Source organism: Zymomonas mobilis subsp. mobilis ATCC 10988, assembly GCF_000175255.2.
Taxonomy (GTDB): domain Bacteria; phylum Pseudomonadota; class Alphaproteobacteria; order Sphingomonadales; family Sphingomonadaceae; genus Zymomonas; species Zymomonas mobilis.
This window is the reverse complement of record NC_017262.1, coordinates 1,920,826-1,938,893: the sequence shown is the minus strand read 5'-3', so window position 1 is coordinate 1,938,893 and position 18,068 is coordinate 1,920,826. Positions and strand designations below refer to the sequence as shown.

Below are 18,068 nucleotides of genomic sequence, written 5' to 3'. Positions count from 1 at the left end.
AAAGGAAAAACTCCCTTATTGGTTATTCTGCTCTTTTGAACAGCTTAGAATATATCAGAAATTAAAACTGGTACCCAGATAAACAGCCTGCCCATCCCTTTGGACATCAGGGGCAGAAGGCACAATATGGCTATTCCGTTGCATCGTATAACGAAGGCCACCGGAAATCTGGAAGCGATGGTTAATCATATAAGATCCAGCGACATCAAGAGAATAATTGCTATTATCCCCGATGGCGTTTGCCCTTTCGCCGCTATTATGGGCAGCATTCATCTGTAACCGTGTTGACCAATTGTGATGGGTATAATTCACCCCAACATCAAAAGCATCACGGCCGCCTATAATGGGACCATCATTGATATGACCGACATCACCATTCAGCGTGAATTCTTTCCAGCTGAGGGATGCCCCCATATTGTAAGCGGTATTCGGAGAAATACTTAAGCTCTGGGGCGTTCCGTTTTTCTCGCCGGTCGGAGGAAGAATATGCGTCCGAACTGCAACGGTGACAGCCCGCTTATGCCCCGGAACCGAGGAGGGCGTAAATTGGAAACCAGATGACAAGCCATTATTCGAAGATTGGGCAAAGGCAGCGGCCAAGCGTGGATCACCGATAGACGGCGTAAAAGAACCAATCGGCGCGTTACTGCTTACCCGCCCCAAGAGGCGATTGCCTTCTTTCGATTCAGAATGGCGGCTGTGCATAACCCGAACCGGCTGCAAACCACGGCTGGAAGAAACTTCAGGACGTGGTGGTCCAATAAGCGATGCAGGTGCAGCTATCGCCATCGGCTGAAGGAAAAAAGATAAAAAGCATCCCCCCAATGCATATGCAAAGGTCTTCTTCCCCCTCGTCAAGCCGATATCAAGCTTGCCCCATGTCATTGTCTGATTTTTATCCCCTTATCCGAATGAAAACTTTCTAACTAAAGATTGATATATTTTCTATATTTATAAGGGGATTCTCACTTTACTTTTATAGAAAAACATCAAACTGTGGCTCAACTGCACTGTAAATATAGCACAATTTATAAAATATTGGATATTTCTGTTATTTTTAATAATTTTTTAATATTTCCAAGATAGAATTTAAAATTTAAATAAAAATTTTGTATATTTTTTGAATTTTTAATCTATTTTATCGCTTATTTTTGAAAATTTCTTATCGCAACAAGCGATTGGACTCAGAATCATTCTAATCGTCAAAGGCTGTTTTTTAAGTGAACAGCTATTCGAGAATAATAACTTTCCTTCCTATTTTTACTCCAAGATGGCAATGAAACCCTTGTTTGTCGAGATATGAGATCGACAGCCGATTTTTTAAGATCAGGCTGGGGTCACATATCCCGTCCGAATGGTCGAGATGGAGAAAAGAATGTCAGAAATTTTCGATATCGCCATTATCGGAAGCGGAATTGCCGGCGCTGGTTTGGCAGCTATGCTTGGAGATAAGGCCAATATCTTACTATTGGAGGCAGAATCTGCCCCCGGTTATCATGCAACGGGAAGGTCGGCCGCCTTTTGGTCAGAAACCTATGGAGGCCCCGCTGTTCAGCCGCTTACCAGCGCAACGGGCCCGAAATTGAAGGCCGGTGGATTTTTGTCACCGCGCGGGATCGCTCATGTTGCCGATAAAGACGGTCTGGAAGCCTTAAAACAGCTACAAGACAATTTTGCCGATACGTCAGTTGTTTTAACGCCTCTTGATCGTAAAGACATCGAAGCGACAGGTGGTCGTCTGAAAGAAGGCTGGGATCTAGGTTTAAAAGAAGGCAGTTGTGAAGATATCGATGTCGGTGCTTTGCATGCCCATTTTCTATCCATTGCCCAGAAAAGTGGCACCCATTTAAAAACCTATAATCGCGTGACAGGCCTTAAACGTCTGGATGGTTATTGGCAGATCAAAACAACACGCGATGAATTCAAAGCCAAACGGGTTGTCAATGCAGCCGGTGCATGGGCGAGCGAAGTAGCCGCATTGGCAGGGGCTTTGCCCATTGTCATTACGCCATATCGTCGCACCATGATTCAGTTGCAGGTTTCCCCTACCCCACCGGCAGAAATGCCGTTGATCATGGATGCCTTGACCCGTTTCTATTTCAAGCCGGAAGACGGTAATCGTATTTGGTTGACCCCTCATGATGAACACGCCCAAGCTCCGGCAGATGTCGCGCCGGAAGAAATCGATATCGCCTTGGCTATTGATCGTTTTAGCAAAGCCGCCGACTGGAAAATTGAAAAGGTAGAACGCTGCTGGGCTGGATTACGCAGTTTTTCACCTGATCGAGCCCCCGTCTATGGTGCAGATCCATTGGCAGAAGGCTTCTTTTGGTGTGCCGGACAGGGTGGCTTTGGTATTCAGACCTCGGTTGCGGGATCAATGTTGGCAGCTTGCCTGTTATTAGGCGAAGAGCTGCCTGACTGGATGGCAGAGGTCGATCCGACGCGCTATCGCCCTAATCGCTTTCGCTAATTTCTGTTGAATAGGCCTCATACAGACAATTATAGTCTGTATGAGGTTTATTTCTTGAATTCTCTTATGATTTGTAACCCGATGCCTTTTAATGAAAGATCGGTTTTCTTTGCGTCTATAAGAGTCATATCCCCGATAGCAGATAGGGTATGCATCCCCTCGGTATAGGGTGACAAAGAAGCCGGAATATCGATCGCTTTTCCAACCGAGTATTGTATTAAATCAGGACTTAAATGATCGAATAATAAAGAGCGGACAGCACGGCCATAGGTTGTTACACAATCTTGAACCGGCAGGACTAATTTGCCCTCTTTGTTGATAACAGCACTTCCACCGGGACGACTATAGGCAAACCCTTCAATGACCGGATTGTTTTTGTAAACTGTCCATTTTCCGGTTAGTTCACGAGCATAGGCGGCATGAAGTTCTTGCTTCTTACGGGCTTTGGCATATCCCGACATATAGAATAACCACCACATGCCATCATGGAAAACCGGCGTAGCATCAATGGCGATATCGCCCCCCAAATCTATATCGCAGAGCCGTTCCCAATGATCAGGAAAAGATATGGCATGATAAAGCGTCAGTTTATGATTACGGGAAGCCTCTGGCAGCATATAGATTTGGTTATCGGCTTCAAAAACATAGGGATAGGATAGGTGCCAATCTTCAGAAAGCACCGTTTTTTGAGAAAGAAGCTGTAACTCTTTATTAAAGCTTTGACATTCGATGACCCCTTTACGGCTCCTGTAATCATAATATTCGGAAAAAACATAAAGAGTATTGTCTTTTTCGAAGCCAAAGGGATCCGCAGAAAAGCAATAGAAATTCAGATCGCGGGTAATATCGAGTATTTCGCCGCGGATTTTAGAAGACTGCAAAATCTCGGTAATAGGCTGTTTTACAAGGAAAATTTTCCATAGATCTTTTCTGATACCCATCAATATGCTTTCAGCCTATTTTGAAAATATGATCTATTATAAGCGATACCGTTATTAACAATATAGATATTGCTTATGAAATAGCCTTCTTTAAAAGATGGGCTATCAAAAGACCCTTTTTATTAAGGCAAGACTGACCTTTGACTGCCTTTCTGTCAGTGATGCCTGTTTGGATATCATGCCCCAGAAATCCCGATCTGTCTTTTCCCGTATTATTGGCAATACCGGCATTCTGATTACAGGCCGTGTTTTGAATGCGGTATGCAGTTTTGTCTATGTCGCATGGACATCCCAGACATTGGGATTGAACCTGTTTGGTGTCATGCTTTTGATTACGACTTTTGCTACCCTGATTTCGGATATTACCCGTTTTCAGTCATGGCAAACCTTGCTGCATTACGGTTCAAAAGCTTTTCAGGAAAAAGATTTTAACCAATTTGATGATGTCCTTGCCTTTTGCATCAGAGCCGATTTTTTTAGTGCGGCGATAGGTATGTTGGTAGGGTTAGGCGGTATCTTGATTTTAGGCACTTCAAGATTGGGATGGCCTGCCGAGGTCAAGCCAGATGCCTTGCTTTGTATGCTGATTATACTTTTTATGAATATCGGCTGGTCAACCGGGATGTTGCGGCTGTGTAACCGCTTTAAACTGGTCACTATTTATGAATTTATTACGACCTGCGTCAGAACCGGAGGTTGTGGCATTGGTTATTGGCTTCATATGCCTTTGGGGTATTTTTTGTTTATATGGTGCCTGACGCAATTCACGCTTTTTGTCACCTGTAGTTACGCTGGCATTTATCTCTTTCACCAATATACGGAACGAGCTTTTCCGATAAGAAAAATATTTCAGAGAAAAACGCCCGTTGAAGGGATGTGGAAATTCACTTTAAGCGTCAGTTTTAATGAAATCCTAGACTCCATTTTCCAGCAGGGTGGCACCCTTGCTATTGGTAGTTCACTGGGGGCTGGGGAAGCCGCTGTCTATCGGGTCGCGCGCCAGATTAGTAACGGTTTATCCAAACCAGCCCAGATGATGATCCCTACCCTATATCCTGAATTTATTCGTTTTCGGGATCAGGGCGATTGGCATGGTATGCGCCTTGTTACCTTAAAGATATTCGGTCTTATTTTGGGCTTTTCTCTATTGGTGTTTTTCCTGACGGTCTTGGTTGGAGAACGTCTTTTTACCTATATGTTGCATTATAGCTGGCCAGGCGAAAAAACTATTTTAGTTTTGCTGGTTTGTAGTGCTTTGTTTGATATCTGCCTTGTGCCGATTGAGCCGCTTTTAACAGTGATGAAACGGATATCCTTTGTTCTTAAAGCTAGAACCGCAATTATTGGCTGCTATTTTGTATTCTTATATGGAATGATGCGCGTGGCCGGTATCAATGGAGCGGCATTATCCAGTGTCATTTCGTCTTTTTTGATGCTTATTATTTGCGCCATACCTGTCGTTAAATGGTTCACGCGATTAAGTGAAAATGATGAAGGGTAGTCTTAAGGCTGGCCCTCTGATTCATGAATCATACGCTATGCTTCATTTTCGGATCACAAGCGGATCAAGAAGCACCTATTTTTTTGAAATAAAATTATTAAAATGAGAAATAAGATGCATATTATTTATAGTCAAAATTCAATATTAAAAACGCTATTTCAGTAAATAATATCAAAGATAATCTGTTTTATAAATCGCGTTAAAATAATATCTAATTTTAGAATCAAATAATCCAAATTGGGAATATTTTTATTTCATTGTAAAAAATAATTTTATTTTTAAATTTGGTATTTTGTTATAAAGAACAACTATTATTACACATAAAAAAAGACGGTTCAAAATTCTGAACCGTCTTTCCTTAATGCGTAAGCTCTATTGTATTTAGCGTTTACGCCCCGAAGCTTCAATAGTTAAAGCTTCAACAACTGAAAAATCAGCAACCTGATGCATAGCTGTGCGGATTTGTTCTAAGAGCGCCAAACGGCGTGAGCGGATACCAGCTTTATCGTGATTGACGATCACTTTATCAAAAAACTGGTCAATCGGCTGACGTAAGCTTGCCAATGCCGTCATCGCGGCGGCGTAATCTTCAGCTTTCAGCGCCTGTTCTAGGGGCGCTTCTATCGCCTGAAGAGCCTTTTGTAAATCCTGTTCAGGTTGTTCGATATCTTCCTGACTGATATCGCCTTTTTCAGAGGCTTCGCTACCCTTCAGGATATTGACTGCCCGACGATAGCCCGCCAGAAGATCACTTCCGTCTTCGCTTTCAATAAAGCTTTGCAATGCCTGCACCCTTGCCAGAAGACGAATAACATCATCTTCGTAACCCAGTGCCAGCACGGCATCGATTAAATCATAGCGGATACCGGCTTCACGCTGCTGCACCTTTAACCGTTCGGTGATAAAGGCCAACAAACTTTCAATCTGATCGCCTGCCCCTGCTTTTTCAAATAAAGGCGTTAAGGGCAACCGCAATTGATGTGCAATAATGGTCTGAATAATTTGAACCGCAGCACGCCGGAGAGCAAAAGGATCTTTCGATCCGGTAGGCCGGATATTACGGACAAAGAAGCAGGCCAAGCTGTCGATACGATCAGCAAGCGAAACCGCTGCTGCAACGCCAGCTCCAGCTTCGGCCTGATATTGGCCGCTGACAGCGGAGACGACATCGGGCGCTTCATTACCGGCTTTGGCATAATAGCCACCCATAACGCCCTGTAATTCAGGGAATTCGCCAACCATATTACTAGCAAGATCAGCCTTGGCAAGAAGTCCTGCCCGTTCAGCCTGTTTCCGGTCTGCACCGATCTGGTCGGCGATATAGCCGGACAGATGAGCGATCCGTTTGGCTTTGTCGCCAACTGATCCCATACCTTCATAGAAAAGGACGGAATCAAGTCTTGGGAGCCAATCTTCAAGCGGGATTTTTAAATCCTGTTCCCAGAAGAAGCGGGCATCAGCGAGGCGGGCGGACAGCACCTTTTCATTGCCTTGCGTGATTTCTTTACCGCCATCTTGCGCTTCCATATCAGCAACACAGATGAAAACAGCGGCCAAATCTTGGTTGCGATCGGTGCAGGCAAAATATTTCTGGTTTGTCCGCATCGTGAGCTGAATGACTTCTCTTGGCACAGCCAGATAAGCCTCATCAAAGCGACCCAAAAGCGGAACTGGCCATTCTGTCAGCCCAGCATTTTCTTGTGCCAAGGCCGCATCTTCGATCAAGGTTAAGCCCGCCTTTTGAGCAGCTTTTCTTGCCTCATCGGTAATTTTCTGCACCCGCGCATCAAAATCTATCATGACATGTGCAGCGGCCATTTTTTCGGGATAATCCGAAGCTTTGGCAAGAGTGACGACATCAGGGTGATGGAAAGGATGCCCTTTCGTTTCTGTACCTGAAGTGATGCCGTCCAATTCGATTGGAATAAGTTGCTCATCAATAAGGGCAACAATACCCTTTAAAGGTCTGACCCAACGCAAGGACTCGCTGCTGGCAGAGAAATTGCCCCAGCGCATCGATTTTGGCCAAGGAAAAGTCTTGATAATAGCCGGTATCGCCTCACCCAATAAAGCAATCAGCGTTTGGCCGGGCTTTTCAATATGAGCATAATAGAAATTACCCTTGGGCGTTTCGCGTAATTCCAGTTCTTCTTTTGTAAGACCGGTTGAACGCAAGAAACCAGCCAAGGCTTTTTCAGGCGCGTCGGCACGAGGCCCACGCCGTTCTTCCTGAACGGCTTCGGTCTTTGCCGGTAAATCGCGCATCAATAAAGCGATACGGCGAGGCGTTGCGTATTTTTCGATTTTTGTCGGGTTGATACCCGCTTCTTTCAATTTTGCAGAAAGAAGTTCAGCCAGTTTTTCAACCGCCATTTTTTGTAGACCGGCCGGAATTTCTTCGGAACGGAGCTCAAGCAGAAAATCAGCCATCGGTTATGCCTCCCATCCGTTATAGGCCATCCATGCCGCCGCAACAGCCTTGGTCAATTCCCGCACGCGTCCGATATAGGCTTGCCGTTCGGTTACAGAAATCATGCCGCGTGATTGCAACAGGTTAAAGATATGACTGGCTTTGATCGCCTGATCATAGGCCGGTAAAGGCAACGGTTTTTCGCGTTCAAGCAAGGCTTTACATTCTTGCGAAGCCTCTTTGAACCAGCGGAAAAGCGTTTCTGTATTCGCGGCTTCAAAATTATAGGCTGAAAATTGGCGTTCATTTTCAAGGAAAACATCGCCATAGCTAACACCTGCATCATTAAAACGCAGGTCATAGACGTTATCAACGCCCTGTATATACATAGCCAGACGTTCAAGGCCGTAGGTAATTTCGCCGGAAACCGGTTTACAGTCAAATCCACCGATCTGTTGGAAATAGGTAAACTGCGTTACCTCCATCCCATCGCACCAGACTTCCCAGCCTAAACCCCATGCGCCTAAAGTTGGGCTTTCCCAGTCATCTTCGACAAAGCGGATATCATGTCGGCTAAGATCAATACCGATGGCTTCCAGTGAACCTAGATAAAGCGCCTGAATATTATCAGGCGAAGGCTTCAAGATAACCTGATACTGATAATAATGACAAAGCCGGTTCGGGTTTTCCCCATAGCGCCCATCGGCAGGACGGCGGCAAGGCTGAACATAGGCCGCTTTCCATGGATTGGGCCCAAGAGCTTTCAGGCTGGTGGCCGGATGAAAGGTTCCCGCCCCCATTTCCATATCATAAGGTTGTAAAATGACGCATCCTTGCTGACTCCAGTAATCATGAAGTTTCAGGATGAGGGCTTGGAAGGACAGACTATCTGGCATTTTTCCTCGAATGTTACCCATGGTAACAGGGACAAATATGTGCCGGATATACCGGCGGAAAGAACACGTTATTCCTCTTTTCGATAAGAAAACGGAACTTTTACGCTCTAACCAGTAACCGGACAGAATTGAAGCCTATTCCGTTAAAAATCTGTTTTTCCTTGCTTTCTCAAAAGAAAAACAGAGTGAAACAAGCTCCTCCCCATTTTCCATTCAGCCATTTATCAGGCAGAATAGCCTAAAAATCGCAAATATTATCGTCATCCCCCTTGTCATAGGCGATGGTGCAAGCAAGAAGTAAATCCAAAGAGTATAGCAGGAGAAGATAATATGATCGCACCGGTAATATCGTGTATCGGGATAGTATTCGCCCTGTTAGCCTCTTCAGCACATACCCATCCTCACCCTTTAAAAACACCGGCGGTTAGTCGGGTCAAAAAAATATCACCGGTTAAAATATCCGGTAAAAAAACGGTAAAACCCCAAAAGGCCGCTACCGCTTCAAAAAAGAAAACATTACCCGAGCCCGCCAATAATAATATCCCAGAGAATACGCCAGCGGCGGCCACATCTTCTATGGTGGTGGATGCGCATCCAGCCCTGTGGATGATCCACAAAAATAATACGACGATTTACCTTTTCGGAACGATTCATATGCTTGATCCACGATATAGCTGGTTCAAGAATCATGTCCGTGATGCTTTTGAACAGTCTTCTGAATTGGTTATCGAAACGAAAGCACCGCCAGCAGACCAAGTGCAGGCTATTGTTTCAGAATTGGCAACTGATAAATCAGGTTTACCGCTTGAGAAAAGGCTACCACCTGCTTTGAACCGGCGTGTTCAGGCAGAGTTGGCGCATTTCCATATAGCAAAAAATAGTATGGATCGCTTTTCACCTTGGTTTGTCGCAGTGACTTTGACCCTGTTACACTATCAAAAAAGCGGTATCAAAACGATGGCGGGTGTAGAACCTGTCCTTATTGCGCAGGCGCAAAGCGAAGCCAAAAATATCGGTGAATTAGAAGACTTTAAACAACAGCTTTCTTTTCTGTCTAATTTATCCTCTGCTGATCAGATATCTTTCCTGCAATCCAGCCTTGAAGAAGACGAGCAAAGCTCTTTTATCATCCGGTTGTTGATAAAGGCATGGGCCGGTGGTGATGAAGATCGCCTCGCCAATATTGTGAACCAGAGTTTAAACCAAATTCCGCATTTACAGACCATTCTTTTAGAAAACCGGAATAGAAGATGGGCGGATTGGATTGAAAATAGGCTAAAAACACCGGGAACGGTCTTTATGGCGGTCGGTGCCGGACATTTGGGGGGCGCGCATAGTTTAAGAAAAATTTTGGCAGAACGTCAAATTTATGCCGTCAGAATTGCCAATTAAATTTTAAAGGAAAAGCCGTTTTTTTCTGAAGCGATCAGATACTGATCTGAAAAAAGATTTTAATAGAAAGGAATGGTCGGGGAGACAGGATTCGAACCTGCGACCCTCTGCTCCCAAAGCAGATGCGCTACCAGGCTGCGCTACTCCCCGATCGCTGTCTTCCTTAATGAATTTTTGATGATAGTCAATCACAAAAGCATAATATTATTTAGAAAGCAGCAAAGACTGCATTCTTTTCAGGTCTCTTTCTATGGCAGAAGCCAAACTTCCGGCAGCTAAAGCCGGAGACGCACCAGCTTGGCGGGCTTTTATAAGCACCTCTATCCCCGCTTGTGCCATATTAAGGCATTCATCTAGCAATATTTTGAGTTGGTAAGCCAATAGATCCGAAGCTTTTTGATAGGCTTGATTGAGTTCTTTCACCTGATCGTTAGAAAAGATTTCCGTTTCATAAGGCTCATATTGTTGCCCGTTTGGCATGTCGAGTGCTTGTCTTGCCTGTTTTTCTGCGCACCATTTCTGAAGAAAATCAGCAATATACTGCATCTGTTGAAGGCTTGTTCCGATATTCAAGTCATTCTTATCAGTCACCGACACAGCTTCTATTCCTGTTATGGCACAATAACCAAGGGAGGCAATAACACCAATTTTTGCTATTATAATATTGATCTTAGGCCAATATCCTAAAGCAGTTGGTCTTTATATAACGCTTTTGGATTAATTTTATATTTATCTACCCCAGAATATCGCGGTTTTGACTGGTCGATATTTTAATAAAGAAAAGGGTGTCGAAACAGACACCCTTTTTAGATTATCTAGTTTTTGCCTGACCTAAAGATGTCTTAGCGCACCCAAAACCCCTTGCGGTTTAAGTAAGGAAACGGCGTGATTAAAGGCTTTCACAAAGGCTTCATTATCAGCCAACCCCAGAGATTCCAGAATACGACAATTCAAAAAGCCTTCGGTGTTTTCACTGCCCCATTCGGCGCGTTCTTCCTTGGAAATATGAGGCTCTATAGGTGTGAATTTATGGCCTTTATCGTCAATACCGCGAAGATAACGACGGAAACAGGCCAGAATAAAGGCCATACGACGTAAATCGCGACTGCTGGTATCTTCGTCTTCGGTATGTTCGTTAATGGTAGGCAGTAAGAAAGTTGGCAATTTATTCGCACTATCACCCGCGATACGAACCAGTTGATCTTTTAAGGCTGGATTGCTGAAACGACTTAAAACCATATCACGGTAATCCGTCAGAGAAATGCCATCAGGCCCTTTCGTAACCGGAATAACATCTTTGGTCATGAAGTCGTAAACCAGCCGATGAATTTCAGGATCGCCCAAGGCTTCATGAACATATTCATAGCCAGCAACTACCCCCGGAAGAGCAATCGCCGTGTGGGATGCGTTAAGCATCCGCCCTTTCATATGCTCGTAAGGGGCAACATTTTGAGTAAATTCGGCACCGACCTTTTCAAAAGGCGGACGACCATTACAAAATTCGTCTTTTATAACCCATTGTGAGAAATTTTCGGCAATAACAGGCGATTGGTCGTCGATACCAGTAAGTTTTCTGACGGCTTCAGCTTCTTCTTCTGTGACTGTCGGCGCAATCCGGTCAACCATGCTATTGGGAAAGCTGACATTTTTTTCGATCCATTCTGCCAATTCGGGATCGCGCAATCGAGCAAAGCTCAGAACCGCTTGTTTGGCGACATCACCATTGCCGCGTTGGTTATCGCAAGAAAATACAGTGAAGGGTTCCGTGCCCGCTTTCCGGCGGCGTGCCAAGGCTTCAACAATATAGCCAAAGGTATCCTTGGGATGTTCTGGGTCTTTTAAATCAGCTTGAACGGCTTCGGCATCGGATTGGAAATTACCTTCACTATCCAGATGATAGCCCCCTTCTGTGATGGTCATTGAAACGATACGGATCGCCGGATCAACCAGCATCGTCATCGTCGTTTCAGGATCTTCAGGGGCATGGAGATATTGGATAATAGAACCAATAATACGGGTTGAAGGCTTACCCTTCGCATCATATTCGGTCAGCGTGTAGAGACAGTCCTGATCTTTCATCGCTTTGGCTTTGGCTTTCGAAGAAGGGCGGTCTCCGAGGCTAATGCCAACGATCCCCCAGCTTTCATTGCCCGGAATAGCCAAGCAGTCATCAATATACCGTGCCTGATGCGCGCGATGAAAATTCCCGACCCCGATATGAGCGATACCTGCCGTCACCTTGGAACGGTCATATTTGAAAATTTTTACCCGTTTAGGATCAAGATTTGCCAGTGCTTTTTCATTAAGCTTGATAGCTGTTTTTGATTCAGCGGTTGCTGTCATAATCTGTCTCCTTGAAATGTAATAGGCGCAAAACGCGCGTGTGATTTATCCTTCTCTTAAGAAGAGGAAGCTTTGGCCGGAAAGATTGTTCCGGCAAGGAATAGAATGAGATTTATATAATATAAATTATCTTAAAAATCCAGAAGTGCCTCTTGGGATTTTATTATATAACTCATAATTATAAAATTAAGTTTTTTAAATAAAAACATAATTAACCTAGAAATTTTATTTTCTATATATTAAATAATATTTAGTAAATATTTTTAATATATATTTGTGTTTTTATTAAATTATAAATTATTTTTAGGGTATTCTATTTTTGTTTCAGCAAGAAAGACATGTTATCTTAAAAAAGCTGTTAAGAGATATCCCCAAACATCGATGATTGTTTTTCGCAAAAAATGGAAGCACGCTATTTATGAGTGATACCCGCCCTATTTTGATATGGTTTCGTCATGATTTTCGTCTGCGTGATAATGCAGCGGTCACTGCGGCAATTCAAAGTCGGAATCCTGTTATCTGTTTTTACATACAGGAAAGCGCTGACGCAAAAACGGAAAGCGCAGCAGATTGGTGGGTAGCCGAAAGCCTTTTAGCCTTGAATCGACAATTAAAGGAAAAAGGAGGGCAACTTCATCTTTTTGAGGGCGATGCTGAAAAAATAATCCCCGAAATTGTGCAGCAATCTCATGCCTGTAAGCTGTTTTGGAATAGGCGATATGATTTCAAGGGGAAAGAGACTGACCAGATTTTAAAGAAATCAATTAGAGCTATGGGGCTTGAGGTTCAAAGCTTTCCCAATAATCTTTTAAATGAGCCATGGACTGTAAAAAACGATAAGGGGCAGCCCTTCCGAATATTTTCTGCCTATTGGCGAGCAGTACAGCGCTATATGAATATTCAGGCAGTTTTGCCTTGTCCTGAAAATTGGGTCTTTTCCACTAGGGAAATTCGGCATTGCTTGGGCTATAAAGATATAGCGATCTTAGCTAAGGAAACGCAGGATTCTTCATGGAAGATCAAGTTAAAGCAGAGCCATCGCTTTGGAGAAAATGAAGCTCATAAGCAGTTAAAATCATTTATTGAAAATGATCTCGCGCATTATGCCAAAGAGAGGGATTTCCCTGCCAAAGATGGGACATCTTTACTATCAGCTTTTTTAAGAAGCGGACAAATATCCTCAAAACAGATATGGCATGAAGTCACAAAAAACGGTTCTGGTGAAGGGACGAGCAAATTTCTGGCAGAATTAGGCTGGAGAGAATTTGCGTGGTCGGTTTTATGGGAGCATCCCGATTTAAATCAGCATAATTTGCGCCCTGAATTTGATAAAATGCCCTGGAAAAAGGCTTCCGACAATTTGCAACGTTGGAAAGAAGGACAGACAGGATATCCTTTCATTGATGCGGGTATGCGAGCGTTATGGCAAACGGGCTTCATGCCCAATCGGCTGCGAATGGTGACAGCTTCCTTCCTCGTTAAACATTTGTTGATTGATTGGCGCGAGGGTGAAAAATGGTTCGCCCAAACCTTGGTTGATTATGATCCGGCCTGTAATGCGACAAACTGGCAATGGGTTGCAGGAAGCGGCATTGAATCTGCGCCTTATTTCAGGATAATGAATCCTATCTTACAATCACAAAAATTTGATCCTGATGGGCAATATATTCGTGAATGGGTCAAGGAATTAGCGGATGTATCAACTGCTTTTATCCATACGCCATGGAAAGCAGATAAACAGCCTGCCAATTATCCACTGCCGATTATTGCCCATGAAGAAGGTCGGGATAGAGCCTTGAGAGCATGGAAAGAAACGCATTAATTTTATTTATAAAAAAATTCAAAAAAGGCAATAAAACATGGTTATTTTGTTAACAGGCGGGTGTGGTTTTATTGGATCAGCCGTTATTAGATATTTAATTAAATACACTGAACATAGCGTTATTAACGTAGATTGTATGACATATGCAGCATCAAAAGAGGCTGTAACTCAGGTATCTACATGTGATCGCTATCGACATGAAAATATTAATATTAATAATACATTAGAATTAGATAAAATTTTTGAAAAATATCATCCCGATGCAGTAATGCATTTAGCTGCGGAAAGTCATGTTGATAGATCGATAGAAAAACCAGAAAAATTCATAGAAACCAATATCTTGGGAACATATAACTTATTAGAGTGTTCTCGAAAATATTGGGAAAAATTAAATAAATCAAAAAAAATATTTAAATTTCATCATATTTCAACGGATGAAGTTTTTGGTCATCTAGACATAAATGACAAACCATTCACGAGACAAAGCCCTTATAATCCTCGCAGCCCCTATTCTGCGTCAAAAGCATCGTCAGATCATCTAGTCCGCGCGTGGCGGGATACTTATGGGTTACCCACGTTTATTACAAATACAGCTAATAACTATGGTCCATGGCATTTTCCAGAAAAATTAATTCCACTTATAACGCTTAATGCGATCCATGGGAAAGAGCTTCCGGTTTATGGTGACGGGACAAATATTAGAGATTGGCTATTTGTAGAAGATCATGCAGAGGCGTTAGTAAAAGCCATAGAATATGGTGAGCCCGGTGATACTTATACAATTGGCGCACGTCAACCACGAACGAACCTCCAAGTCGTAGAAGCTATTTGCGATATATTAGATGAAATACAGCCTACCCCTGAAGGGGCACGAAGACAACTAATCCGTTATGTTGCAGATAGACCTGGTCATGACTTTCGTTATGAAATTGATCCTACCTATGCAGAACAAAAATTAGGTTGGAAGGCTAAACATAATTTTGAAGCAGGCATCAGGAAAACAATTCAATGGTATTTAGATAACCGAATGTGGTGGCAGAAGATTCTAGATCAGAGATGCGCAGATCAACGCTTAGGAGAAACAAATTAATGTCCGATAATAAAAACCCAATGAAGGGTATTATTCTAGCTGGAGGAACGGGATCACGTCTACATCCTATCACATTTGCGACTTGTAAACAGCTACTGCCAGTCTACGACAAACCGATGATATATTATCCTCTTTCGACGTTAATGTTAGCGGGAATCCGTGATATTATGATTATCACGACACCGCACGATATGGATCAATTCCAGCGTTTATTAGGTGATGGTTCCCAATTTGGTGTTCATTTCGAATATCGAGCACAACCATCTCCTGATGGACTGGCTCAAGCCTTTATTATCGGAGAAGATTGGCTAAATGGAGCACCTTGTGCTTTAGCACTTGGAGATAATCTTATTTTTACAGATCACATAGGTGATTTATTACAAAAAGCAGCGAAACGGCAGCATGGCGCAACCATTTTTGCATACCAAGTCCGTGACCCTGAGCGTTATGGCGTCATTTCCTTTGATAATAAAGGGAAAGCGATAGATCTAGTAGAGAAACCTGAGTATCCTCAATCAAATTGGGCCGTTACTGGGTTATATTTTTATGATAACAATGTCGTCGAATTTGCAAAAAAAGTAAGACCAAGTGATCGAGGTGAGTTAGAGATTACAGATCTTAACAAGATATACCTTGAAGAAGGTATGCTGCAGGTAGATCAACTAGGAAAAGGATGCGCATGGCTTGATGCTGGCACACCTGACAGCTTGATGCAGGCAAGTAATTTTGTTCAAACCATTCAATCTCGGCAAGGTATGTTAGTAGGATCCCCAGAAGAAGTAGCATTCCATATGGGATATATTGACACAGACGAGCTTCTAAAACTTATAGATCAAATGAAAAAAACCAATCTAAGTAGAATGTTATTCGATTTGACTAAGAAAAATTAAAAAAGGTAAATTAAATGCAATTTAAAAGATTATCTATTCCTGAAGTTATTGTGATAGCACCTCCTAAATATATTGATAGTAGAGGTTTTTTTTCAGAGACATATAATGAAAATTCTATGAAGAAAATGGGAATTGATACCCCTTTTGTTCAAGATAATCAAAGCTTATCACGAAATAAGGGCGTAGTTAGAGGTCTTCACTGTCAGATATCTCCCTATATACAAGGTAAATTAGTCCGTTGTCCCAAAGGCGCGATCTGGGATGTTGCAGTTGATGCGCGTTTTGGATCACCAACTTATGGGAAGTGGGTCGCTGCTGAAATTTCTGAAGAGAATTGGTCTCAGATTTGGATTCCACCTGGTTTTCTTCATGGCTTTGTAACACTTACTGAAAATACAGAAGTGCAATATAAATGTACTAGCTTTTATAATAAAGCTTCAGAGCGAGCTGTAATTTGGAATTGTCATCGATTAAATATACCTTGGCCAATTAATCATGCTGAGATCCTATTATCAGAGAAAGATAAAACCGCTCCGTCATTTGACGAAACTAAAAAGTGGTTTTGACATAATGATCAGTAATTTTGAAAATAGTATCCTTGTAATTGGTAGGAATGGTCAGCTGGCTACTTCTTTATCTAAATTAGGTAAAGAAAGTATTACTTGTATAGGTCGACCTATTTTAGACTTTAATTATTTAGATTCTATCTTGGAAATTATAAAAAGACATAAACCGCGTATAATTATAAATACAGCAGCATGGACTGCAGTAGATCTTGCGGAAAAACAAAAAAAAGCAGCAATGCAAATCAACTACTTAGGAGCCAAAGAGCTAGCTCACGTATGTAATAACATACAGATTCCTCTAATCCATATTTCAACAGATTACGTCTATGACGGTAAAAAAGGCAGCCCTTACATCGAGACAGATCCAATTAAACCGCAAACAGTCTATGGACGGAGTAAGGCAGCAGGTGAATTGGCTGTTCTATCTGAAAATCCTAACAGTATCATTCTTCGAACTTCTTGGGTTTACTCATCCTGTGGAGAAAATTTTGTTTGTAAAATTATTAATGCTTCAAAAAAACAATCTTCTCTAAAAGTTGTAGCTGATCAATATGGTAATCCAACCAATTCTGACGACTTGGCAAATGCTATTATTCACATCATCCCTCAAATTTTTTATAAAAGCCCGAAGAAATGTCAGGGAATCTATAATGTTAGTGGCACAGGATCTGCTTCATGGTATGAATTTGCTAAAATTATATTAGAAGAGTCTAAAAATTATGGATTATTATTACCAAAATTAACACCTATTTTTACTTCAGATTGGCCTACATTAGCTAAGCGCCCCAAAAACTCTTGTCTCGATTGTAAAAAATTTAAAGATATATTTGGAATAAGATTACCTTATTGGAGAAGCAGTATTAAAAAAACTATTTCAGAGATTTTTAATAAAAATTAGCCACTAATATATTCATTTTTTGGAAAAAAACATGGAATTTGATGGTAATAAAATTACACATTTCTTCTGCGGTTTAAAAGTTCAATTCCGGGTTATAGGCGCTCTTATCTTAAGGGAATTACATACTCGCTATGGTCGGGAAAATATTGGTTATCTCTGGATAATTCTTGAGCCAATGCTGTTTGCAACAGGAATTGGTATACTCCATGCTGGTTCGAAAGAAACCGCATTTTCAATGACAGATATTAGGCCTATTCCTTTTGCAATTGTTGGATACGGTACATTTATTATCTTTAGAAACATTGTAAATAGATCAGCGGGTACAGTTGAAGCGAATGCACCCTTACTTTACCATAGAATGGTTAGTTTATTTGATATGTTATTTGCTCGTGTTATCTTAGAGGCTGCCGGTATTATGTGCAGCGTTATTATTCTGCTATTTTTGTCTTATTGCATCGGATTAGGGACTCTCCCAGTAAGACCTATTTATCTCTTGCTTGGTCAAGTTTATATGACTTGGCTATCCCTAGCTACCTCTATTATAGTATGTGCAATTACCTATGAAAATGCAACTGTTGAACGTTTAATTCATCCCATGACATATTTTTGTTTACCTATATCTGCCATTTTTTTTATGCTTGAATGGATACCCAATCCTTATCGTACATGGCTAGAATGGGTTCCGCTAGCTGAATGCACAGAGATGGTTAGATATGGTCAATTTGAGTCAGCAAGCGGTCATTATTTTCACTTCGGGTATCTTTCTCTATCCTGTAGTGTGCTAACTTTGATTGGACTTTTATCTTTAAGGATTGTTCGAAAACACATTTCCATTAACTAGAACAA

Annotated in this window: 15 protein-coding genes and 1 tRNA gene; 9 read left to right on the top strand and 7 right to left on the bottom strand. The window is 42.1% G+C overall.

Features of this window, described 5'->3' with window-relative positions:
- Positions 1-54: 54 nt before the first annotated feature.
- Positions 55-885, bottom strand: coding sequence for a porin (locus tag ZMOB_RS08700; protein WP_014501204.1), 831 nt, complete (start codon positions 883-885; stop codon positions 55-57).
- 490 nt (positions 886-1,375) lie between these two features.
- Here ZMOB_RS08700 and ZMOB_RS08695 point away from each other — a divergent pair, with 490 nt between their 5' ends.
- Positions 1,376-2,473, top strand: a complete 1,098-nt coding sequence (locus tag ZMOB_RS08695; RefSeq protein ID WP_014501203.1) for an NAD(P)/FAD-dependent oxidoreductase — start codon at positions 1,376-1,378, stop codon at positions 2,471-2,473.
- A gap of 47 nt (positions 2,474-2,520) precedes the next feature.
- On the opposite strand, the gene ZMOB_RS08690 is transcribed toward ZMOB_RS08695, so the two are convergent.
- Complete coding sequence (locus ZMOB_RS08690; protein ID WP_014501202.1) at positions 2,521-3,414, bottom strand: glucosamine inositolphosphorylceramide transferase family protein; 894 nt, start codon at positions 3,412-3,414, stop codon at positions 2,521-2,523.
- A 97-nt stretch (positions 3,415-3,511) separates the two neighbouring features.
- Here ZMOB_RS08690 and ZMOB_RS08685 point away from each other — a divergent pair, with 97 nt between their 5' ends.
- Positions 3,512-4,915, top strand: a complete 1,404-nt coding sequence (locus ZMOB_RS08685) for a lipopolysaccharide biosynthesis protein (protein WP_014501201.1) — start codon at positions 3,512-3,514, stop codon at positions 4,913-4,915.
- A gap of 381 nt (positions 4,916-5,296) precedes the next feature.
- On the opposite strand, the gene glyS is transcribed toward ZMOB_RS08685, so the two are convergent.
- Positions 5,297-7,345, bottom strand: coding sequence for a glycine--tRNA ligase subunit beta (gene glyS / locus ZMOB_RS08680; protein ID WP_011241225.1), 2,049 nt, complete (start codon positions 7,343-7,345; stop codon positions 5,297-5,299).
- Positions 7,346-7,348: 3 nt separating this feature from the next.
- Positions 7,349-8,221 (bottom strand): glycine--tRNA ligase subunit alpha, encoded by an 873-nt coding sequence (locus ZMOB_RS08675; protein ID WP_014501200.1) that lies wholly within the window; start codon positions 8,219-8,221, stop codon positions 7,349-7,351.
- A 330-nt stretch (positions 8,222-8,551) separates the two neighbouring features.
- Here ZMOB_RS08675 and ZMOB_RS08670 point away from each other — a divergent pair, with 330 nt between their 5' ends.
- Positions 8,552-9,613 carry a TraB/GumN family protein gene (locus tag ZMOB_RS08670; protein WP_014501199.1) on the top strand — a complete coding sequence of 354 codons (1,062 nt, stop codon included), beginning with the start codon at positions 8,552-8,554 and terminating at the stop codon, positions 9,611-9,613.
- A gap of 73 nt (positions 9,614-9,686) precedes the next feature.
- Here ZMOB_RS08670 and ZMOB_RS08665 read toward each other — a convergent pair.
- From ZMOB_RS08665 to ZMOB_RS08655, 3 genes are all read right to left on the bottom strand, one after another.
- A tRNA-Pro gene (locus tag ZMOB_RS08665) sits at positions 9,687-9,763 on the bottom strand.
- Positions 9,764-9,817: 54 nt separating this feature from the next.
- The gene (locus ZMOB_RS08660; protein WP_011241228.1) at positions 9,818-10,210 is read right to left on the bottom strand and encodes a hypothetical protein; all 393 of its coding nucleotides are present in this window, start codon (positions 10,208-10,210) and stop codon (positions 9,818-9,820) included.
- 234 nt (positions 10,211-10,444) lie between these two features.
- A complete protein-coding gene (locus ZMOB_RS08655) occupies positions 10,445-11,956 on the bottom strand; it encodes a mannitol dehydrogenase family protein (RefSeq protein WP_014501198.1) in 1,512 nt (503 codons plus the stop codon).
- 418 nt (positions 11,957-12,374) lie between these two features.
- Between ZMOB_RS08655 and ZMOB_RS08650 the strand changes: the two genes are divergently transcribed.
- Genes ZMOB_RS08650 through ZMOB_RS08625 form a run of 6 tightly spaced genes read left to right on the top strand, consistent with a single transcriptional unit; the run spans position 12,375 to position 18,063 of the window.
- Complete coding sequence (locus tag ZMOB_RS08650; protein WP_014501197.1) at positions 12,375-13,778, top strand: cryptochrome/photolyase family protein; 1,404 nt, start codon at positions 12,375-12,377, stop codon at positions 13,776-13,778.
- A gap of 37 nt (positions 13,779-13,815) precedes the next feature.
- Positions 13,816-14,868 carry a dTDP-glucose 4,6-dehydratase gene (gene rfbB / locus ZMOB_RS08645; protein WP_014501196.1) on the top strand — a complete coding sequence of 351 codons (1,053 nt, stop codon included), beginning with the start codon at positions 13,816-13,818 and terminating at the stop codon, positions 14,866-14,868.
- The gene (rfbA, locus tag ZMOB_RS08640) at positions 14,868-15,758 is read left to right on the top strand and encodes a glucose-1-phosphate thymidylyltransferase RfbA (protein ID WP_014501195.1); all 891 of its coding nucleotides are present in this window, start codon (positions 14,868-14,870) and stop codon (positions 15,756-15,758) included. The genes rfbB and rfbA overlap by 1 nt, the downstream gene beginning before the upstream one ends.
- Positions 15,759-15,772: 14 nt before the next feature.
- Complete coding sequence (gene rfbC, locus ZMOB_RS08635) at positions 15,773-16,324, top strand: dTDP-4-dehydrorhamnose 3,5-epimerase (RefSeq protein WP_014501194.1); 552 nt, start codon at positions 15,773-15,775, stop codon at positions 16,322-16,324.
- A gap of 4 nt (positions 16,325-16,328) precedes the next feature.
- A complete protein-coding gene (rfbD, locus tag ZMOB_RS08630; RefSeq protein WP_014501193.1) occupies positions 16,329-17,222 on the top strand; it encodes a dTDP-4-dehydrorhamnose reductase in 894 nt (297 codons plus the stop codon).
- Positions 17,223-17,253: 31 nt separating this feature from the next.
- Positions 17,254-18,063 carry an ABC transporter permease gene (locus ZMOB_RS08625; protein ID WP_014501192.1) on the top strand — a complete coding sequence of 270 codons (810 nt, stop codon included), beginning with the start codon at positions 17,254-17,256 and terminating at the stop codon, positions 18,061-18,063.
- Positions 18,064-18,068: the final 5 nt, after the last annotated feature.